Annotated in this window: 12 protein-coding genes; all 12 read left to right on the top strand. The window is 64.0% G+C overall.

The genetic code is table 11. From position 1 onward, the window contains the following. Positions 1–53: 53 nt before the first annotated feature. Positions 54–1,223: an L-dopachrome tautomerase-related protein gene (locus tag ACUDTM_RS11530; protein ID WP_334271117.1), complete on the top strand. Its 1,170-nt coding sequence runs from the start codon at positions 54–56 to the stop codon at positions 1,221–1,223. A gap of 88 nt (positions 1,224–1,311) precedes the next feature. Beyond that, complete coding sequence (locus ACUDTM_RS11525) at positions 1,312–2,001, top strand: ComF family protein (RefSeq protein WP_334271118.1); 690 nt, start codon at positions 1,312–1,314, stop codon at positions 1,999–2,001. A 256-nt stretch (positions 2,002–2,257) separates the two neighbouring features. Continuing rightward, entirely contained in the window at positions 2,258–3,940 is a 1,683-nt protein-coding gene (locus ACUDTM_RS11520; RefSeq protein ID WP_253247544.1) for a ShlB/FhaC/HecB family hemolysin secretion/activation protein, read from the top strand. 86 nt (positions 3,941–4,026) lie between these two features. Then, positions 4,027–14,316 carry a hemagglutinin repeat-containing protein gene (locus tag ACUDTM_RS11515; protein ID WP_445391330.1) on the top strand — a complete coding sequence of 3,430 codons (10,290 nt, stop codon included), beginning with the start codon at positions 4,027–4,029 and terminating at the stop codon, positions 14,314–14,316. Between the two features lie 3 nt (positions 14,317–14,319). Continuing rightward, positions 14,320–14,712 (top strand): hypothetical protein, encoded by a 393-nt coding sequence (locus tag ACUDTM_RS11510; RefSeq protein ID WP_143592555.1) that lies wholly within the window; start codon positions 14,320–14,322, stop codon positions 14,710–14,712. 217 nt (positions 14,713–14,929) lie between these two features. Further along, positions 14,930–16,741 (top strand): hypothetical protein, encoded by a 1,812-nt coding sequence (locus ACUDTM_RS11505; RefSeq protein WP_445391329.1) that lies wholly within the window; start codon positions 14,930–14,932, stop codon positions 16,739–16,741. Beyond that, positions 16,738–17,247 (top strand): hypothetical protein, encoded by a 510-nt coding sequence (locus tag ACUDTM_RS11500; protein ID WP_143592511.1) that lies wholly within the window; start codon positions 16,738–16,740, stop codon positions 17,245–17,247. Before ACUDTM_RS11505 ends, ACUDTM_RS11500 begins: the two co-directional genes overlap by 4 nt. 199 nt (positions 17,248–17,446) lie before the next feature. Beyond that, complete coding sequence (locus ACUDTM_RS11495; RefSeq protein ID WP_143592512.1) at positions 17,447–17,755, top strand: hypothetical protein; 309 nt, start codon at positions 17,447–17,449, stop codon at positions 17,753–17,755. 298 nt (positions 17,756–18,053) lie between these two features. Beyond that, positions 18,054–18,296, top strand: a complete 243-nt coding sequence (locus tag ACUDTM_RS11490) for a DUF4926 domain-containing protein (RefSeq protein WP_198422618.1) — start codon at positions 18,054–18,056, stop codon at positions 18,294–18,296. A gap of 86 nt (positions 18,297–18,382) precedes the next feature. Continuing rightward, positions 18,383–19,054, top strand: a complete 672-nt coding sequence (locus ACUDTM_RS11485) for a hypothetical protein (protein WP_227837138.1) — start codon at positions 18,383–18,385, stop codon at positions 19,052–19,054. After that, positions 18,972–19,931, top strand: coding sequence for a hypothetical protein (locus ACUDTM_RS11480; RefSeq protein ID WP_445391328.1), 960 nt, complete (start codon positions 18,972–18,974; stop codon positions 19,929–19,931). Before ACUDTM_RS11485 ends, ACUDTM_RS11480 begins: the two co-directional genes overlap by 83 nt. After that, positions 19,928–20,269, top strand: a complete 342-nt coding sequence (locus ACUDTM_RS11475) for a hypothetical protein (protein WP_143592513.1) — start codon at positions 19,928–19,930, stop codon at positions 20,267–20,269. Before ACUDTM_RS11480 ends, ACUDTM_RS11475 begins: the two co-directional genes overlap by 4 nt. The last annotated feature ends 101 nt before the right edge of the window (positions 20,270–20,370 follow it).

Here is a 20,370-nt window from a genome sequence, read left to right as displayed (position 1 = left end):
CGCAGAAGATGCATCGACACCGGGGCTGCACCCGGACCCGCATCGAGAGCACCATGATCAACTGCCGTATCCGCAGCCTGGCGGCTGCCCTCCTGGCTCTGACCAGTTCCCCCGCGCTGGCGATGTCCGGCGCGCCCCTGCTGCCCAGCGAGCGCAGCATCGGCACCCTCGAACCGGTGGCGCGTTTCGAAGGTGCCATGCCCACCAGCGTGGCGGTGTCCGAGACCGGGCGGATCTTCGTCAACTTCCCGCGCTGGGGCGATGAGGTGGCCTACAGCGTGGCCGAATGGCGCGACGGCCGCGCCGTGCCCTATCCGGATGCGCGCATCAACCGCAAGGATGGTCCCGATCCGGCGGCCCATTTCATCAGCGTGCAGAGCGTGGTGGCCGATGGCCAGGGCCGGTTGTGGGTGCTGGATACCGCCGCGCCCGGGTTCTCTGCGCCACAGGCCGGCGGTGCCAAACTGGTGGCGATCGACCTTGCCACCAACACCGTGGCCAAGACGCTGGTGTTCCCGGCCAACGTCATCGACGCGCGCACCTATGTCAACGATGTGCGCTTCGATTTCCGTGTTGGCCGCGAGGGCGTGGCCTACGTGACCGACTCGTCGCTGAGCGGTATCGGCGGCATCATCGTGATCGACCTCGCCACTGGCGCCGCGTCCAAGCGACTGGTCGGCCACGTATCCACCTCGGCCGATGCCGCCTTCGTGCCGATCGTGGAAGGACAGCAGATGCGGCTGCGCAATGCGGATGGTTCGACGCAGCCGTTCACCGTAGCCGCCGATGGCATTGCGTTGTCGCCTGATGGCAGCACGCTGTTCTACACCCCGTTGTCCAGCCGTCATCTGTACAGCGTACCCACTGCCTTGCTGCGCGACCCCAAGGTGAGTGAAGCGGCACTGGCGGCAGCCGTGGTCGACCTCGGCGACAAGGGCGCCTCCGATGGCATGGAAATGGACGCCAACGGCCGGCTGTATGCCAGCGACTACGAGCACAACGCCATCCATGCCCGTGATGCGGACGGACGCTGGACGACCGTGGTGCACGACCCGCGCATCCTGTGGCCGGATACGTTGTCGATGGGGCCGGGCGGCTATCTGTACTTCACCGCCAACCAGCTGCACCGGCAGGCCGGATTCAATGGCGGCGTTGATCGGCGGCAGGCGCCGTACATGGTGTACCGCACGCGGGTGGATGCCGCGCCGGCGCCCACGAGGTGAAGTGATCCGTAAACGGGTAAGGATGCCTACGGGTTGAAGGGCGAGCGTCTGATGGCCCCAGGGCCGGGGTGCGATCACGCTGTAGTGCATGCCGGTCCTGTTCAAGTCCACTCGCCTCCTGCAGGCGGCGCTTCGCGTGCTGCTGCCACTGCGCTGCCTGGTATGCGGCGATCCGGGCCATGATGATCTCGACCTGTGCCGCGCCTGCCTCGCCGAACTACCCTGGGCCGGCCGCGCCTGCCTGCGTTGCGCGCTGCCGTTGCCGGACGCCGCCCTGATCGTCTGCGGCAGCTGCCGCGAGGAGGCGCCGCCGCAGGCCGCCACACATGCCAGCCTGCTGTACCTTCCACCCGTCGATCAGCTGCTGGTGCGTTACAAGTTCCACCAGGACTTGGCGGCCGGGCGCTTGCTTGCCCAGCTGATGCAGCGCGCACCACCGCCCTGGTCGTGCGCGCCGCTGGTGCCGGTGCCGCTGCATGGGCGGCGCCTGCGCCAGCGCGGCTACAACCAGGCCGGCGAGCTGTGCCGGTTGCTGCCGATGCCGGTCTGGCAGGGGGTGTACCGACGACGCCACACCGCGCCGCAGTCCGAGCGCAGCGCAGAGCAGCGCCGGGACAATCTCTTTGACGCATTCGGCACGCGCTTGTCGCCACCGACACGGCTGACCGTCGTGGACGATGTGATGACCACCGGCAGCACCGTGATGGAAATCGCCGAGACGTTGCGGCTGGCGGGTGCCAGGGACGTGCGGGCATGGGTGTGCGCACGGGTGCCGTGACGACGGGAGCGATTGACATCGCATGACGGCAGCTGAAGGATGCCCATCCTTCAGCGCGCGGTGCTCGGCTGCATCGCCGCAATGGGTGCACGGATGCAAAGACCCTAAAGTTCCGCGCACTCCCGCCGATAGCGGTTGGCGGTCGACTCGGTGCTGGCCGCACGTTCTCTCTGCACGATGTCTGTTCACAGCTTCAGGTCTGTACCAATGCTGGACAAGGAAGTCGTTGATGGGTAACAGAAAAGCAGGATTCAGCATGCGTGCCGTTCTGGGCACTGCGGGGCTGTTGTTGATCGGCGTCGTGCATGCGCAGTCGGCCAGTCCCTCGTTCGCCGAGCAGCAGGAACTGCGCGAACGCGCCGAGCGCGAGGCACGCGAGCGTGAGCAGCGGCAGGCATTGCCGGATGTATCACGCGAACAGCCGGCCGCTGCCACCGATCTGCATTCGCTGGCACTGCCGGACGAAGAACCGTGCTTCACCCTGCAGCAGCTGCAGCTCGACGGTGCGCATCTGGCGCAGTTCGCGTTCCTGCAGCGCTATCTCGACCGCTACCGTGGCCGCTGCGTGGGCCAGCAGGGCATCGCGCTGATCGTGCGGCGTGCCTCGGATCTGGCGCTGGCCAAGGGCTACGTGACCACGCGCATCGGCCTGCCCGAGCAGAGCCTGGGCAGCGGAACCCTGCGCCTGCAGCTGGTGCCGGGCGTGATCCGGCAGATCCGCTTCAACGCGGAAGAGGTTCCCGATTCGATGTGGAAGAGTGCGTTTCCCGCGCGGCCGGGGGACGTGCTTAATTTGCGCGCGTTGGAACAGGGCCTGGAGCAGCTCAAGCGCGTTCCGTCGCAGGACGTGAACATGGAGCTGGTGCCGGGCGAAGGGCCCGGCGAGTCGGACGTGGTCATCAGCATCCGCCACGGCAAGCGATGGCGTGCCTCGGTGTCGCTGGATGATGCCGGCAGCCGTGCGACCGGAAAGCAGCAGGTCGGCGCGACCGCGTGGGTAGACAACCTGGCTCGCGTCAACGACCTGCTCAGCGTTGGCGTCAGCAGCGACGGCAGTGCCGACAAGGGCCGGGGTACCCACGGCTTCAATGCGTCGTGGTCGGTTCCGGTGGGCAACTGGCGTTTCAGCACCAGTACCTACAGCTCGCGCTACAAGCAGACCATCGCCAGCAACGCCGACACGTTCGCCAGCACCGGCACCTCCAGCAACGTCGACCTGGCCGTGGAACGGCTGCTGGTGCGTGGTCAGAGCTATCGCAGCGGCATCGAGCTGCGCGTGGCGCAACGGTCGTCGCACAGCTACGTGGAAGGCGTGGAGATCGAAGGCCAGCGCCGGCGTACCACCTCGGTCGAGCTGGCGCTGCTGCACCGCCAGTACCTGGGGCGGGTCCAGGCCGATATCCGCCTGGCGCACCGCCGCGGCGTGCCGTGGCTGGGAGGCGATGATGACGCCGTGGGCCGTGATGACCTGGCGCCGACGTTCCGCTATGGGCTGACCACGCTGGATATCGGCGCCGGTGGCGCCCTGACATCCGGGCCGCGTCCGCTGGCATGGAACACCGCGCTCCGCTACCAGTGGAGCAAGGACACGCTGTACGGCTCGGAGTTCATCAGCGTCGGTGGCCGCTATACCGTCAACGGCTTCGATGGCGAGGTGCCACTCGGCGGCAGCCGTGGCGGCTACTGGCGCAACAGCATCAGCTGGATGGCACAGCGCGCCATCGCGCCCTATGCGGGCATCGATATCGGCCACATCGAGCGCGACGACCGCCAGGGTATCGGCGGCGGAACCCTCAGCGGCGCCCACCTGGGTGCACGTGGCGAGCTGGGCGGACTGGCGTGGGATGGCTTCGTCGGCGTACCGATGAGCCGCCCGGCTTGGCTCAAGCATGAGGCACGCGGTCACGTGATCGGATTCCGCGCGTCCTGGCAGTTCTGATTCGACTGGAAGCACCGTCGCCACGTGGCGACGTGATCGGGTTGTTGTGTGTGCAGTTCCCCCCTGGGTTGATGGAAGCACCTGGCATGAAGAACGTATTCCGCAGTCTGTCCCTGTCCACTTCGGGCGCCGGTTGGGCCACGCGCCTGCGCACCGCGATGGCGAGCGCCACCCTGGCACTGGCGTTCCTGGCCCCGGGCAGCTCGTTTGCCCAGGTGCAGGTACAGGCCGGCGAGCAGGCGCGGGCCGACCAGGCGGCGAACGGCGTGCCGGTCATCCAGATCAACCGGCCCAACGCGGGCGGCGTATCGCACAACCGCTTCCAGGACTACAACGTCGGGCGCGAGGGGCAGATCCTCAACAACAGCGCGAGCACCGTGCAGACCCAGCTGGGTGGCTACATCCAGGGCAACGGCAATCTGCAGCCGGGCCAGTCGGCACGATTGATCCTCAACGAGGTGACATCCACCAACGCATCGCGCCTGCAGGGCCACATCGAGGTGGCGGGGCGCTCGGCGGCGGTGATCGTCGCCAACCCCAATGGCATCACCTGCGATGGCTGCGGCTTCATCAATACCACCCGTGGCACGCTGACCACCGGCACCCCGGTGTTCGGCAACGATGGCAGCCTGTCTGCGTTCCGGGTGTCCCGCGGAACGATCCGCCTGGAAGGCAACGGCCTGGATGCCGGCAACCTGGAAGGCGTCGACCTGCTGGCGCGCGCCGTGCAGCTCAACGCGGGCCTTTGGGCGCGCCAGGTGAACGTGGTCACCGGCGCCAACCAGATCGATGCCCAGACCCTGGCGACGCAGGCGATCAGCGGAGAAGGCGAACGCCCGCAGTTCGGCCTGGATGTTGCCGCCCTCGGTGGCATGTACGCAGGCAAGATCCGCCTGGTCGGCACCGAGGCCGGCGTGGGTGTGCGCAGCACGGGCCAGATGGTGGCCGACGCAGGCGACTTCATCCTGACCCAGGCCGGCGATGTCCGCCTGAGCGGACGCACGGCGGCTGCAGGCCGCCTGCAGATCGAAACCGACGGTGACCTGAAGGCCGACGGTACCCAGTACGCGCAGGGAGATCTTCAGATTCGTGCCCGGCAGGCGTCGCTTGCCGGTTCCACGTCGGCGGGCGCTGCGTTGGCCGTACGCGCCAACCAGAATCTGGACCTGGCCGGCAGCGCGCAGGCCGCACAGATGCAGCTGGACGCCAGTGGCACGCTGACCCTGGCTGACACGGCGAAGAGCGCGGGCAGCATCGCGCTGGCTGCCGCACAGGTGCAGAACCATGCACAGGTGACCGCAGGCGCCGGGCTTGCCGTGCGCGCCGACACGCTGGCGCAGGACAAGGGCGCGCGCCTGGGCGCACAGGCGCTGGACGTGCAGGCCCGCCAGGTGGACAACGCCGGCCTGCTGCTGGGCAACCAGGGCGTACGGATGCAGGCCGCGCAGCTGCACAACGCCGGCCAGCTGTACAGCGACGCCGACGTCGAACTCGATGCGGCCAGCATCGACAACGAGGCCATCATCGGTGCCGGTGCCAACCTGCGTGCAGCGGCCGACCGCATCACCCAGCTGAAGGGTGCCGAGCTGTCTGCGGGCGGGCTGCTGAAGATCCAGGCGCGCCAGCAGCTGGACAACGCCGGACGCATCCTCTCGGAGCAGGCGCTGGAACTGTCTGCCGGCGGCGTGGACAACCAAGGCACCCTTGAGGCCCGCCAGGCCGCGCTGGCGGTCGATCGTCTGCGCAACAGCGGCACGCTGCAGGCGGTGGACCTGCTGGCATTGAAGTCCAACGCACGCATCGACAATGGCACCACCGGCAGCATCCAGGGGGGCAAGGGCCTGAAGGTCGACGCCGATGTGCTGCACAACGCCGGCATCATCGGCAGCGCAGCCGATGCCCGTCTGTCCGTTGCCACGCTCGACAACCGCAACCGGCTTGAAGCCGGCGGCACCCTGACCCTTCAGGGCAGCGTTCTGCGGCAGCAGGCGGCCGCCACGGCGCTGGCACGCGTGGTGGCCGTGGACGTGCAGAAGGTCATCAACGACGGTCGCCTGCATGGCCAGCAGGCAATGGATCTGCGCGCCACTGAGCTGAGCAACAGTGGTGTGATCTACGGTCGCGACCGCTCACAGCTGCGCACCACCACATTGGACAATGCCGGCGTGATCGCCAGCGATGGCGCGCTTGACGTGCGCACCGACGCGCTGCACAACCGCGCCGGCGGCAACCTGTCCAGTGCGCAGTCGCTGCAGCTGGATGCGGTGACGCTAGACAACGCCGGTAACGTGTTCGCCAAGGGAGCACTGACGGCCAAGGCCGATGTGATCGACAACCGTGGCGACCTCTATGGCGTCAGCGATGTCGATGTCACCGTGCGCGACTCGCTGGACAACCAGGGCAGCCTGGTGGCCGGCCAGGCGTTGCAGGTGCGGGGCCGGACACTGCGCAGCGAGGGTGAACTGGGCAGCGAGCGCGGCAACGTGCAGCTCAGCAGTGACCAGGCCCTGGTGCTGGGCGGGCGCACGTTGGCGGCCGGCACACTGACCGCGCACGCGGGCGGCAGCCTGGAGCAGTCGGGCAAGGCCTTTGCGCAGCAGGGCGTCGTGCTGTCCGCCGATGCCGGCGTGACGCTGAAGGGAACGATCGACAGCGCCGCTGATCTGCAGGTGCGCAGCGACGGCGACCTGGACAACCAGGCGGCGTTGTTCGCCAGCGGCGCGCTGTCGCTGCAGGCTGCGCAGGCACTGCGCACTGCGGCCGACGTTCAGGCGCGCACGGTCACGCTGCAGGCCGCCCAGGCCAGCAATCGCGGGCGCGTGCTGGCCTCGGGTGACATCGAATTGCGGGCGGGGCAGATCGACAACAGCGGCGTGATCGTGGCGGGCCTGCTGGCCGACGGCAAGGTCGGCAGCACCGGCAGCGTCACCCTTGATGCGCGTCAGCAGCTGCGCAACGCCGGCCAGATCAACGCCGGCCAGCAGGTTCACCTGCTGGGCGACAGCCTGCTGCTGGAGGGTGGCCAGGTTTGGTCCGGTGGCACCCTGCTGGCGCAGGCGCGCAGCGGTGAGTGGCGCAATATCGGCGGCAGCCTGACCGCCATCGGTCTGCTCGACCTGCGTGCCACCGACCTGCTGCGCAATGCGGGCAGCCTGCAGGGCACGCGCATCGGCCTGTTGGCGGCCGCGCTGGACAACAGCACCGGCGAACTGCTGCAGACCGGCACCGATCCCTTTGAACTTGGCCTGACAGGTGCCCTGCGCAACACCGGCGGGCGCATCGCCGCCAATGCTGGCAGTGTCCACCTGAAGGCTGCGCAGCTGCTGAACCAGGGTGGCCGCATCGAGCATGCGGGCACGGGTGTGCTGAAGATCGAGACCGGCACGCTGGACAACAGCAATGCAGGCCTGATCGTCGGCAACGGCGAGGCGGACGTGGCCGTTGCCGGTCGCCTCGACAACAGCGGCGGTACGCTCACCGCAGGCAGCGGGGCACGCGTAGCCGGCACGGAGATCGTCAACACCGGTGGCCGGCTCGATGCTGGCGGCAACCTTACCGTGGACGCTGCCGGGGCATTGGACAACCGCACTGGCACCATCGTGCAGCGTGGCGCCGGCCAGCTGCAGGTGCTGGCCTCCCAGCTGGACAACAGCAATGGCCTGCTGGGCGCCGAGGGCAATGCGCGCGTGACCAGCCGCACGGGCGACCTGCGCAACGTGGATGGCAACCTGTACGCCCGCCAGGAACTCGCGCTCGACGTGGCCGGTGCGCTGGCCAACCAGCGTGGCCTGGTCCACGGCGGCACCTCGCTGGATCTGCAGATCCGCCAGGCACTGGACAACAGCCAGGGCAACATCGAAGCACAGGGCCCTGCGAACATCCGCGCTGCCTCAGTGGGCAACCGTGGCGGCCGCATCGTTGCCAACGGCACCGGGCAGCTGTCGCTGGAATCGGCCGCTGCGCTGGACAACCGTGGCGGCACCCTGGGCAGTACCGGCGGTGCGCTGACGCTGACCGCAGGCAGCGTGGACAACCGAGCCGAAGGCGGCCAGGCCAAGCTGGTGGCCGGAACCGACCTGCGCCTGCAGACCGCATCGCTCGACAACGCAGGTAGCATGGTCCACGCCGCCAATACCCTGTACCTGGAGCGCGCAGGCGCGCAGGTATTCAACGTTGGTGGCCAGCTCAGCGCAGGCAACCTGCTGCGCCTGGATCTTGCCGCGCTGGACAACAGCAACGGCCGGCTGCTCAGTCGCCAGAGCCAGCTGACGCTGGGCAGCTTGGCCAATGGCGGCGGCGAGATCAGCGCCTATGAAGCACTCGGCGCACGCCTGCAGGCCTTCAGCGGCATCGGCCGCCTGTTCGGCGGCAGCGAGTTGCGCCTGACGCTGGCGGGCGATTACGTGCATGGCAACGGCCAGCGCCTGGAGAGCAACGGGCTGCTGAAGCTGGACGTGGCTGGCGCACTGGTCAACCAGGGGCGCCTGGAGAGCAAGGGCACGCTTGAAGTCTCGGCGGCGCGGATCGAGAACACCGCTGGTGGGCAGTTCAACGCCACGGCAGGCAATGGCAGTGGTCGTGTCGCGCTGAGTACGGCCGGCGATCTCAGCAATGCCGGTCGCGTGGACGGCGATACGGTGGAGGTGTCGGCTGCCAACATCACCAACACCGGCACCGTGATGGGCAACGCGCTGGAACTGCGCGCCTCGCGCATCACCAACGGCCGCGACCTGGGCGACACGCTGGTCGCACGCGACTACAACGAAGGGCTGATGGCGGCCACCGGCCGCATCAACCTGTATGCCAACTACATCGACAACCTCGACGGCGAGCTCTTCAGCCTGGGCGACATCCGCCTGCAGGGCTGGAACGGCGGCAACGCCCAGCAGATCCGCAACCGTTCCGGGCGCATCCAGGCCGAGAACGATCTGATCCTGGCTGCACTGGGCGTGGCCAACGAGCGTCGTGTGCTGGTCACCCAGCACAAGGTCTACAGCGGCAACGAAGGCGCTGCCGACCCGGACAGCGGGACGTTCAGGGTCGACGGCATCGACGGCCCCGCACCGCCGGGCAAGCTGTGCCCGGGCGACTGTGCCGTGCTGGAAGTCTGGACCGAGCACAAGGATCTGGTGCTGGAAGGCACCACCGTCATCGCCGCCAGCGCGGCATCGCAGCTGATTTCCGGTCGCGACATGCAGATGTCCGGCGGCTCGGTCGACAACCGGAACTCGGCCATCGCCGCCGGTCGCAACCTCTCGATCAACGGCCGCGGCTCGTCCAACAGCGAAGACCCCAATGACTGGGCCGGCGTGGTCAACAACGAGGCGCTGGCCGGCTACAAGGTGGTCCAGCGCACGTCGACCATCGACTACACCTACCGGCCTTGCCCCAGCCGCTGCGACTTCGAGATCTATGGCGGCAGCCGCGCGCTGGGCACCAGCACGGTCACCAAGCAGGTCACGCTGGCCGGCGGCAATGCCAGCATCACCGCCGGCCGCAAGGTGCAGATCGAAGCGCGCGAGGTCAACAACGCCGTGGTCACCGCGCACAGCGGTGGCACACCGCTGGACGTTGCCGGTTGGCAGGGCAACAACGCCTACGCACCCGAACTGGGCCAGCAGCAGGGCGCCGGCGCGGTCGGCGGCAATGCTGGCGCACCGGGTGCACAGCAGGGCGTGGCCACCGGGCCTGCCAGCGCGCAGGCGCAGGGTGCGGGCACGGCCGGTGATACCGGCTCCCCGGGCCCTGGCCGTGTCACCACGGTGCCGCCGCCGCAGGTGGTGGGCAGCCCGCAGAATCCGCTGCCGGGCCTGTCGCTGCCCAGTGGCGGCCTGTACACGGTCAATCCGGGCAACCAGCGCTGGCTGGTGGAAACCGATCCGCGCTTCGCCAACTTCGGGCAGTGGATCGGCTCGGACTACATGTTCCAGCGCCTGAACCTGGACCCCGACAAGCAGTTGCGTCGGATGGGTGACGACTTCTACGAGCAGCGCCTGGTGATGGAACAGATCACCGGCCTGACCGGGCGTCGCTACCTGGATGCCGACCAGGGCGATGGCATGGGCCAGTACCGCGCCATGATGGATGCCGGCGTGAGCGAAGCCGCGCGCCAGCAGCTGAGCGTGGGCGTGGCGCTGTCGGCCGAACAGGTGGCCGCGCTCAACGAAGACATCGTGTGGATGGTCGCCCAGGAAGTGGACGGCCAGAAGGTGCTGGTGCCGGTGGTGTACCTGTCCCAGGCCACCGCCAACCGCCTGCAGCTGGGGGGCGCCGCCATCGCTGGCGAGTCGGTGGAGATCCGCGCCGGCAATGTGTCCAACCAGGGCATGATCCGCGCCGATGATCGATTGACCATCGATACCGGCAGCCTGCTCAACGATCGCGGTGGCATTTCCGCAGGCGGCAATGCCCGCATCACCGCCGTGGAGGACATCCTCAACAACAGCGGCCTGATCCAGGGCGGTAACGTGGCCCTGGTGGCCGGCCGCGACCTGAAGAGTGTCAGCGGCATCGACCTGGCCAGCATCCGCAGCGGCGGCAGCCTGGCGCTGGAAGCCGGACGTGACCTGGCACTGGTCGGTTCGCAGACCCGTGCCCGCGGCAACGCGGCGCTGGACGCCGGCCGCGACCTCAACCTCACCACGCAGATGCAGGGTGATGGAAGCCTGCGTCGCACCACGCTGGATGTCGGCGGCAGCCTGTCGCTGGATGCCGGCCGCGATCTGAACCTGACGGCAGCGACCGCCAGGGCTGGCGGCAGCGTCCATGCCACGGCCGGCAACGACATCAACCTCAACGCACTGACCACCACCGAGCAGGGCGGCTGGGGCAGCAACCGCTACGCGCGCGAAACCCTCAACGCCAGCGGCATCGAGGCCGGTGGCTCGCTGGGCATGCAGGCCGGGCAGGACGTGAACCTGCAGGCTGCACAGCTGAAGGCCGGCGACGGCCTGGCCGTGGTGGCCGGGCGCGATCTCAACCTGCAGGCCGAAACCACCACCAACACCAGCCAGCAGCAGAGCCGTGGCAAGCGTTTCTCGCAGACCACGCAGAGCATGGACGAGACCGTGCACGGCAGCTCGCTGCAGGCCGGCGGTGACATCGCGCTGGTGGCCGGGCGCGATGCCAACCTCACTGCCACGCAGGTCGGCAGCACCGACGGTGGCGTCAGCATTGCCGCTACGCGCGACGTGAATCTGTTGGCGGCGCAGGAGGACCACAGCTGGGAGCAGGAAACCACGCGCAGGAAGAAGGGCCTGCTGTCGAGCAAGACCACCACCACTTACGACGCAACCCGGGACAGTCTGGTGGTGGGCACCACGCTCAGCGGCGAGACGGTGACCATCGGCGCCGGACGTGACGTCGTCGCGCAGGCGGCGCAGGTGGCTGCCACCGGTGATGTGGTGGTGGCCGCCACCCGCGACCTCACCATCGGCACGGCCACCTCCACGCACAGCGAAGAGCATGACAAGACCGTCAAGCGCTCGGGCGTGTTCGGCGGTGGTGGCTTCAACCTGACCATCGGCCAGAGCAAGCTGGAAAAGGGCCTGGAGATCGAGCAGAGCGCGCCACAGGGCAGCCTGATCGGCTCAACCGATGGCCGGGTCAACCTGAGCGCCGGCAACACGCTGCACATCACCGGTTCGGACGTGCTGTCGAAGACCGGTACGCAGCTGGTGGGCGGGCAGGTGGTGATCGACGCGGCACAGGGCACCACTGACGTACACCAGAGCACCAAGCAGAAGAGTGCCGGTATCAACGTCGGCCTGACCGGCGGTGTGGTGGATGCCGCCCTGGCCGCTTACGGTGCGGCCAAGGCGGCCGGCAATGCGCAGGATGATCGCCTGAAGGCGCTGTACGCGGTGCAGGCGGCCAATGCCGCCGCTGGCGTCGGCGGCGCCATGCAGCAAGGCGCTTCCGGCGCCACCGACGGCGTGAGCCTGCGCATCGGCATCGGCGCCTCCAGCTCCAGTGCCAGCCAGACCAGCCACGACCAGTCGGCGGTGGGCAGCACCATCCGCAGCCAAGGCGACGTCAGCATCGTCGCCACCGGCGGTGACCTGAACATCATCGGCAGCCAGGTGAAGGGTGACAACGTGGCGCTGGCCGCGCGGGACAACATCACCCTGCGCAGCGAAGCGGAAGACCACACGCAGTCGTCGAAGAACAAGAGCGGCAGCGGTGAGATCGGTTTCAGCATCGGCGCGCAGACCGGTTGGTACGTGTCGGCCAGCACCGCCAAGGGCAAGGGCAGCGGCAACGGCACCACGCACGTCGAAACCGTGGTGGACGCCGACCGCAACCTGACCGTCATCAGTGGCAAGGACACCACGCTGCAGGGTGCCCAGCTGAGCGGCGACAAGGTGGTGGCCAGCATCGGCGGCAACCTGTCCATCATCAGCGAGCAGGACACCGACGACTACGCCAGCAAGCAGACCCAGGCTGGGGGAACCTTCGTGTATGGCAGCGGCGGCAGCGTCAACATCGGCCAGCAGAAGGTCGAGAGCCACCTGCGCAGCGTGCAGGAACAGAGTGGCATCGTTGCCGGCAACGGTGGCTTCAACATTACCGTAGGCGGCAACACACACCTGGAAGGCGGCGTGATCGGCAGCACCGCCGATGCCTCGAAGAACCGCCTGGATACCGGCAGCCTGACCGTTGTCGACATCGAGAACGAATCCCGCGCCAAGACCAGTGGCGGTGGCATCGGCACCGGTATGAGCAGCGGCGGTGGCATCAGTAACCCGCTGGGGAGCGCGGCCGGCGCGGGGCTGAGCCTGCTGGGCGGCACGAAGAAGAACGACAGCAGCACCACCCACTCGGACATCGCCGCCGGCACCGTGGTGGTGCGCGATGGCAATGAGAGTGCCTTGGCCGGTCTTGATCGGACCGCGACCGGGTTTGATACCGACAGTGCGCTGTCGGCCGTTGACCTGCGCAAGATGCAGGAGCGTGCCGAGGTGATGCAGCTGGGTGGGCAGCTGCTGTTCAAGGGCGTGGGCGACCTGGGCGGCTACCTGAGCCAGAAGGCGGAGACCGAGGAAGGCAAGGCGTTCTGGGCCGACGGCGGCAATGGCCGCGCGCTGCTGCACGGCATGGCCGGTGCGGCGATGGCCGCATTGGGTGGTGCGGATGCGCTGAACGGCGCGGTGAGTGCTGCTGGTGCGGAGAAGGCCAAGATTGCGATCTCGGAATTCCTCGAGAACAACAAGGGCAGCCTGAGCTGGGAGGACTACCAGTCGCTGATGGAAGTGGGCAGCGCGATGGTGGGCGGTGCTCTGGGTGGAAGCACGGGCGCCAACATTGCGGTGACCGGGGACCGGTTCAATCGGCAGCTGCACCCGGACGAGGTGAAGTGGATCAACATGAATGCTGCCGCGTTCGCCGCCCAGGAAGGTATCAGCGAAGCAGAGGCGGTACGCAGGCTGACCACGGAAGGTGCCGCGCGTGTTGATGCAAAGGTCAACCGGTTGGTGGGCAACGAGAACGTTGATCTCGAAGCAACCGCGTTCCTGAGCAAGATGGGTGGGACGTACGGGTTCACCGCGACGGAAGCTGAGTACAACAACTTCAATCTCTATGGCAACGAGCTTCTCAACAACGATGCGCTGTACGGGCAGGTCATCGGATCCCTGCAGTCCTCCGGCGTATCCAAGGATGCCCTGCAGCTCAAATTCTATGATCTGAACAACCTCCGCGGAACGAAGATCCGGGGTGGTGACGGCTGGACGATGATGGGGACCTTCAGTGGCGACATTGGCGCCGCTGGTACCGTGATCGTCAGCGTAGCCAAGGGCGACGGCAATGGTGCTGCCATCGGCGCAGCGTCGTTCCTGATCCCGATCCGGTTGCCTGGAGCGAAGATCGTTGGTGAAGTGGGCGCGGAGATCGCCGGGGCCGCGACCAAGCAGGGTGTGCTCAGATCGGAGGAGATCCTGAAGTCGGTGCAGAATGCAGCGGCTGAGACGACTGAGCGAGCAGTTAAGAGTAGTCCGAGCTGGAAGGGATCTGGCCCGGTAGATGGTGTTCTAGCCTTGGAGCCGGGCTCTGTATCGTCTACAGCAATCCAAAACTATTTCCCTGGCACAAGAAGTAAGGCGATCGAGTTTGTTTTCGATCCGAAAACAAACAAATTTGCAGTGGGTAAGCCTAAGGCGAATCTGGGCGGCTCCCCTCATGAGCAGCTGGGCGCTAGTATTGGTGGGAACCCCCAGGAGCTAGTAGGGGGCATGTTCTCCAGGGGCAAGAATGGCGAGATAATAACCAATGAGCATAGCGGGCACTACTGGATGAACTGGAGTCCGGAGGTTCGCGCTCAGTTTGAACAGGCAATGAAAAATTATGGGATTGATATTAAGCATGGTGCTGGAATGTAATTTATGAATACTCCGCCGGAGAAAAAAATCCTGGGTAACGGTCTCGTCATTTTTAGTGACGGGATGGGGGTGTGGCGACTTGAGGGGCCATCAGTATCATTTTCCCTTGAGGGAAAGGAGGCGCTCAGGCGTGCGATTACTCTTCTTGAGTTTCCATTTGAAAATGTAATTTCGGATTTGGGTCGGAATTTCCCATATCCTCTTTTGGTTCAAATTGGCTTGAATCATGACTCTGACTACTGGATAGGGTTGGCGCTTTCTTGGGTTCCATTCTTGGCTAAGCAAGACGTTGAACTAATTATCGATGACTTGAATTCTGTTGCCTTCGACAAAAAAGTTTCACAGAAAAATAGGGTCATGGCTAAGAGGGAAATAACAAGGGTGAGAAACATGTAGAAGCTAGGGATCCTCTGAACAATTCCGCCCCTAGTCTGGCGCGATCACTTTTGCGGCCCGCTGCGCATCTGACGGGACGGAAAATCAATGACGTACAGCGCAGCGACACCCGTCCATCAGCTTTCAATGGCCCGTCTCGGGATTTGTTCAGGGCATCCCTAGCGGCCGCGGCAGCGTCAACATCGGCCAGCAGAAGGTCGAGAGCCACCTGCGCAGCGTGCAGGAACAGAGTGGCATCGTTGCCGGCAACGGTGGCTTCAACATCACCGTAGGCGGCAACACACACCTGGAAGGCGGCGTGATCGGCAGCACCGCCGATGCCTCGAAGAACCGCCTGGATACCGGCAGCCTGACCGTTGTCGACATCGAGAACGAATCCCGCGCCAAGACCAGTGGCGGTGGCATCGGCACCGGTATGAGCAGCGGCGGTGGCATCAGTAACCCGCTGGGGAGCGCGGCCGGCGCGGGGCTGAGCCTGCTGGGCGGCACGAAGAAGAACGACAGCAGCACCACCCACTCGGACATCGCCGCCGGCACCGTGGTGGTGCGCGATGGCAATGAGAGTGCCTTGGCCGGTCTTGATCGGACCGCGACCGGGTTTGATACCGACAGTGCGCTGTCGGCCGTTGACCTGCGCAAGATGCAGGAGCGTGCCGAGGTGATGCAGCTGGGTGGGCAGCTGCTGTTCAAGGGCGTGGGCGACCTGGGCGGCTACCTGAGCCAGAAGGCGGAGACCGAGGAAGGCAAGGCGTTCTGGGCCGACGGCGGCAATGGCCGCGCGCTGCTGCACGGCATGGCCGGTGCAGCGATGGCCGCATTGGGTGGTGCGGATGCGCTGAACGGCGCGGTGAGTGCTGCTGGTGCGGAGAAGGCCAAGATCGCGATCTCGGAATTCCTCGAGAACAACAAGGGCAGCCTGAGCTGGGAGGACTACCAGTCGCTGATGGAAGTGGGCAGCGCGATGGTGGGCGGTGCTCTGGGTGGAAGCACGGGCGCCAACATTGCGGTGACCGGGGACCGGTTCAATCGGCAGCTGCACCCGGACGAGGTGAAGTGGATCAACATGAATGCTGCCGCGTTCGCCGCCCAGGAAGGTATCAGCGAAGCAGAGGCGGTACGCAGGCTGACCACGGAAGGTGCCGCGCGTGTTGATGCAAAGGTCAACCGGTTGGTGGGCAACGAGAACGTTGATCTCGAAGCAACCGCGTTCCTGAGCAAGATGGGTGGGACGTACGGGTTCACCGCGACGGAGGCTGAGTACAACAACTTCAATCTCTATGGCAACGAGCTTCTCAACAACGATGCGCTGTACGGGCAGGTCATCGGATCCCTGCAGTCCTCCGGCGTATCCAAGGATGCCCTGCAGCTCAAATTCTATGATCTGAACAACCTCCGCGGAACGAAGATCCGGGGTGGTGACGGCTGGACGATGATGGGGACCTTCAGTGGCGACATTGGCGCCGCTGGTACCGTGATCGTCAGCGTAGCCAAGGGCGACGGCAACGGTGCTGCCATCGGCGCAGCGACGTTCCTGATCCCGGTGCGGTTGCCTGGGGCGAAGATCGTTGGTGAAGTGGGCGCGGAGATCGCCGGGGCCGCGACCAAGCAGGGTGTGCTCAGATCTGAGGAGATCCTGAAGTCGGTACAGAATGCGGCTAGCGAAGCTGCCAAAGAAGGGCATGTAGCATTCGCTAATGATGTCGTAAATCTGCCGCTCTCCAACATCGGTCGAATTGATCACTCTGCCAGGCATTTGATTGAAGCTGGAATAATTACGGAGAATTCTGGGTCAAAAGCCGCTCGGCAGGCATTTCAGGATATTGGGCGGGCTATTCTTACAAAACCAATAAAAACTTTTGATCACGTAATGGTTCAAGGCGGGCAGCCGGTTAAAGGCTTTTATGGGAAAATTAACGGAGAGGACGTTGTTATCTTTGTGGCGAAGGAGCCTCGCGGCAAGATAGCGGCTGGAGATATTGTTACAGCGATCAAGCCATCCCCGCAGCAGATCAAGAATTTCGGACTATGATAACGAAAGACAGCCTCGGAATATATTGGGCCATTCCAGACCAGTCTGGTCGTGTTGTTTATCAGGAGGAGGTGTGCGGAATTATTTTCTACGGGTATTGGAGTTGTGGTTCGATTGGCGAATTTGGCAAGAATAGCGCCTCGTTTGAGGACATATGGAGTGGTCGCGTCGATGTGAGATTCAGGGAGTGGGAGGGGCAAGGTATGAGCAATTTGTCCGCCGAAGTTAAGATAAATTCCTGGCCTGATGAGGACGAGTGGTTGATATGCATTAGGCGATCACTGGAATGGTTTGTTGAGGGGGGCGCAATCATTTCCTGGTGTGGATCGGAACTGAGTAGCCCCTCCTTGGATGTGTTCTCATCAGTGGATAGCTCTGGTTCGGTATATGCCGCATATAGTGAACGTATCGGCTTTGTTTGTGGTTCGGGATTGAATTGTGAGTATCAGGATGTAAGTCCTTCGGAACTTGAACGTTTTAATAGGCTTGTTCTGGGGGCGGTGTAGATCTACTCATATTCTTGCATTTAGGGCTGCGCAAGTAGTTTCATCCGGGGCGATCGAGGACTCTTTTTATCTTTTGCTCGCATCATTTGCATCTAGAGATGGAATTGTGCGGCTTGGGCGTGAATGGCTGAGCGCGCAGGCGTCAATATGAAGGGAGATCGGTGATGTAGAGATCTCCGAGATCTGTGCTGGTGCGATTGTGATATTTGTTTCGGCCGATGATCTGGACTCTGCGCTTCGCCAAGACATTCCGCAGCACTGGATTTTTGATGAGGTTGGAGATGCATTGAGGGCGAGCAAAGTATCTGATTCAGATCAGATGTACGCCCTGCTTGAGGCGCTTTATGGGTTGGCTGCTGATTATTGTTTGGCTTGGTATATTGCTGGACCGCTGTTTGAAATCAATATTGATCTTGAGCCTTGCTTTCACTTTTGGAGTGCTGGTGGGTGCTGTGCGCTCACGCGTAATGGGTTTATGGTCTCCAGCCGGACGGCACCTCTCAACTAGAGTGTGTTACGAACCTTGCCATGATCCCGCTGCCGTAAAGGGATGGTCGCATTTCCCCTTTCGCGAGGTCGTACGGGATGGTTCAGAGGCGGGAGTCCGCGTTGTCTTTGATATCTATGGCTAAAATTCAGAGGCCATGGTTATATTTGAGCCTGATTTGAAGTGTCGATGATGGGCTTTGCGTAAAACGTAGCTGCGATCCTTCAGTTTTTCTGCCAGTGATCTGGACTATGCACTTCGCCATGGCATTCCGCAGAATTGGACTTTTGACGAGGCGGGAGATGCATTGAGAGCGAGAATGATGTCTGAACTAGATCAGATGTGCGCCTTCGAGGTAGTTTATATGCCTGTGGAAACAAATGATGTCGTGCGCCTGCTAGAAGACATTCCTTCGGAGGAGATTTGTCGTGGCAGTACCGGGGTAGTGGTTGCCCTCTTCTCCGAGCCAGAGGAGGCCTATGAGGTTGAGTTTTGCGACGAGCATGGCGCCTCAACTGTACAGGTTGCACTGCGGCCATCGCAGTTTGAGATCGTGATGTAGTAGCTCGTCGATGTCGCCTTAGCGGCCAATGTCGCCGCTGGCGTGGGCGACGCCATGCAGCAGGGGCTTCCGACGCCACCGACGGCGTGAGCCTGCACATCGGCATCGGTTCCTCCAGCTCCAGTGCCAGCCAGACCAGCGACGACCAGTTGGCGGTGGACCGCACCATCCGCAGCCAGGGCTACTTCAGCATCGTCGCCACTGCCGGTGACCTGAACAGCGCGCTGTCGGCCGTTGACCTGCGCAAGATGCAGGAGCGCGCCGAGGTGATGCTGCTGGGCGGGCAGCTGCTGTTCAAGGGTGTCGGCGACTTGGGCGGCTACCTGAGCCAGAAGGCGGAGACCGAAGAAGGCAAGGCGTTCTGGGCCGACGGCGGCAACGGCCGCGCGCTGCTGCACGGCATGGCCGGTGCGGCGATGGCCGCATTGGGTGGGGCCGATGCACTGAAGGGCGCGGTGAGTGCTGCCGGTGCGGAGAAGGCCAAGATCGCGATCTCCGAATTCCTCGAGAGCAACAAGGGCAGCCTGAGCTGGGAGGACTACCAGTCGCTGATGGAAGTGGGCAGCGCGATGGTGGGTGGGGCTCTGGGTGGAAGCACGGGCGCCAACATTGCCGTGACCGGGGACCGGTTCAATCGGCAGCTGCACCCGGATGAGGTGAAGTGGATCAACATGAATGCTGCCGTTCGCCGCCCAGGAAGGTATCAGCGAAGCAGAGGCGGTACGCAGGCTGACCACGGAAGGTGCCGCGCGTGTTGATGCAAAGGTCGCCCGATTGGTGGGCATCGAGAACGTTGATTTGGAAGCCACTGACTTCCTGAGCAAGATGGGCGGGGCATACGGGTTCGGCGCGACGGAGGCGGAATACAAAAACTTCAACCTCTATGGCAACGAGCTGCTCAACGACGATGCACTGTACAGGCAGGTCATCGGATCCCTGCTGTCCTCCGGCGTATCCAAGGACGACGTGCAGCTCAAATTCTATGATCTGAACAACCTGCGCGGAACGAAGATCCGGGGAGGTGACGGCTGGACGATGATGGGGACCTTCAGTGGCGACATTGGCGCCGCTGGTACCGTGATCGCCAGCGTAGCCAAGGGCGACGGCAATGGTGCTGCCATCGGCGCAGCGTCGTTCCTGATCCCGGTGCGGTTGCCTGGAGCGAAGATCGTTGGTGAAGTGGGTGCGGAGATTGCCGGCACTGCGACCAAGCAAGGTGTGCTTCGGTCTGAGGAGATCCTGAAGTCGGTGCAGAATGCTGGTGTCGACGCAATAGAAGTTGGCGAAAGTGCTATTCGGGCGGGCGCTGCGGGCCGCCCGGCAGATGCTCTGAGGCTCTCAACCCAACTTGCTTATGAAGAAGCTGGAATTCTGACGCGAGGAGGCAACGCGCTAACCAAGGAGGCCGTAAGGTCCTCGCGAGAAATTCCAATCTCAGGCGGGAAGCTCACCAATCCGGCCGTCGTCAAGGAGCTCACCTCGGATGGGTCTAGAATTGAGGACTGGGGAAAATTTACTACCCAAACCATAGTTCTGCCGAGTGGTCAAAGATCTCAAATCCACTACTACATGAATAAAGTTACCGGAAAGCTCAATTTCAATATCGATTTCAAGGTCAAAGGAAGGGTGGAGTGAAAGTTGTGGTCAAGCCAGGCGCTGAAAGCGCGCGCGGTTGGTTGTGCGAAGATGCTGAAGTAACGGTCCTTGCACTCATGATTTCTCCATCTGGTGAAGTTAGATTGGTATTGTGGTCCGACGCGCAAGAGTCGGTCGCACTATTTCCAATTGGAGATTTTAGTGTGTCCGACAGTACGCTCTCGGTCGCTTGGGTAATCAGTTTCGATCCGAGTGGAGCTGTTTCCATAGCGCCGAAGTCCTGGCAGACCGCTGACTTTTGGGATCTTTACAATGAGGGAGATTCGGCGGCGGAAGAAATTTTCAGGCTGGAAATGAAAAGAATGATGGATGAATAGGAATGGGCCTTTTGCAGTCGATATGCTGTCGATATTCCTGTTTTAGGTCCGAAAGGGCGCGGGGTCGTTAGAGGTGGATGGATCTATAAGCTCGGATCAGA

The organism is Stenotrophomonas maltophilia group sp. vghtpe118 (genome assembly GCF_052605195.1).
The sequence above is the reverse complement of the archived record's forward strand: the minus strand, read 5'-3'. Positions and strand labels throughout refer to the sequence as shown.

Excerpts from the sequence above, each read along its gene's own strand:
- ACUDTM_RS11530 (WP_334271117.1), top strand. The coding sequence starts at position 54 with ATGATCAACTGCCGTATCCGCAGCCTGGCGGCTGCCCTCCTGGCTCTG.
- ACUDTM_RS11525 (WP_334271118.1), top strand. The coding sequence starts at position 1,312 with ATGCCGGTCCTGTTCAAGTCCACTCGCCTCCTGCAGGCGGCGCTTCGC.
- ACUDTM_RS11520 (WP_253247544.1), top strand. The coding sequence starts at position 2,258 with ATGCGTGCCGTTCTGGGCACTGCGGGGCTGTTGTTGATCGGCGTCGTG.
- ACUDTM_RS11515 (WP_445391330.1), top strand. The coding sequence starts at position 4,027 with ATGAAGAACGTATTCCGCAGTCTGTCCCTGTCCACTTCGGGCGCCGGT.
- ACUDTM_RS11510 (WP_143592555.1), top strand. The coding sequence starts at position 14,320 with ATGAATACTCCGCCGGAGAAAAAAATCCTGGGTAACGGTCTCGTCATT.
- ACUDTM_RS11500 (WP_143592511.1), top strand. The coding sequence starts at position 16,738 with ATGATAACGAAAGACAGCCTCGGAATATATTGGGCCATTCCAGACCAG.
- ACUDTM_RS11490 (WP_198422618.1), top strand. The coding sequence starts at position 18,054 with ATGATGTCTGAACTAGATCAGATGTGCGCCTTCGAGGTAGTTTATATG.
- ACUDTM_RS11480 (WP_445391328.1), top strand. The coding sequence starts at position 18,972 with ATGCTGCCGTTCGCCGCCCAGGAAGGTATCAGCGAAGCAGAGGCGGTA.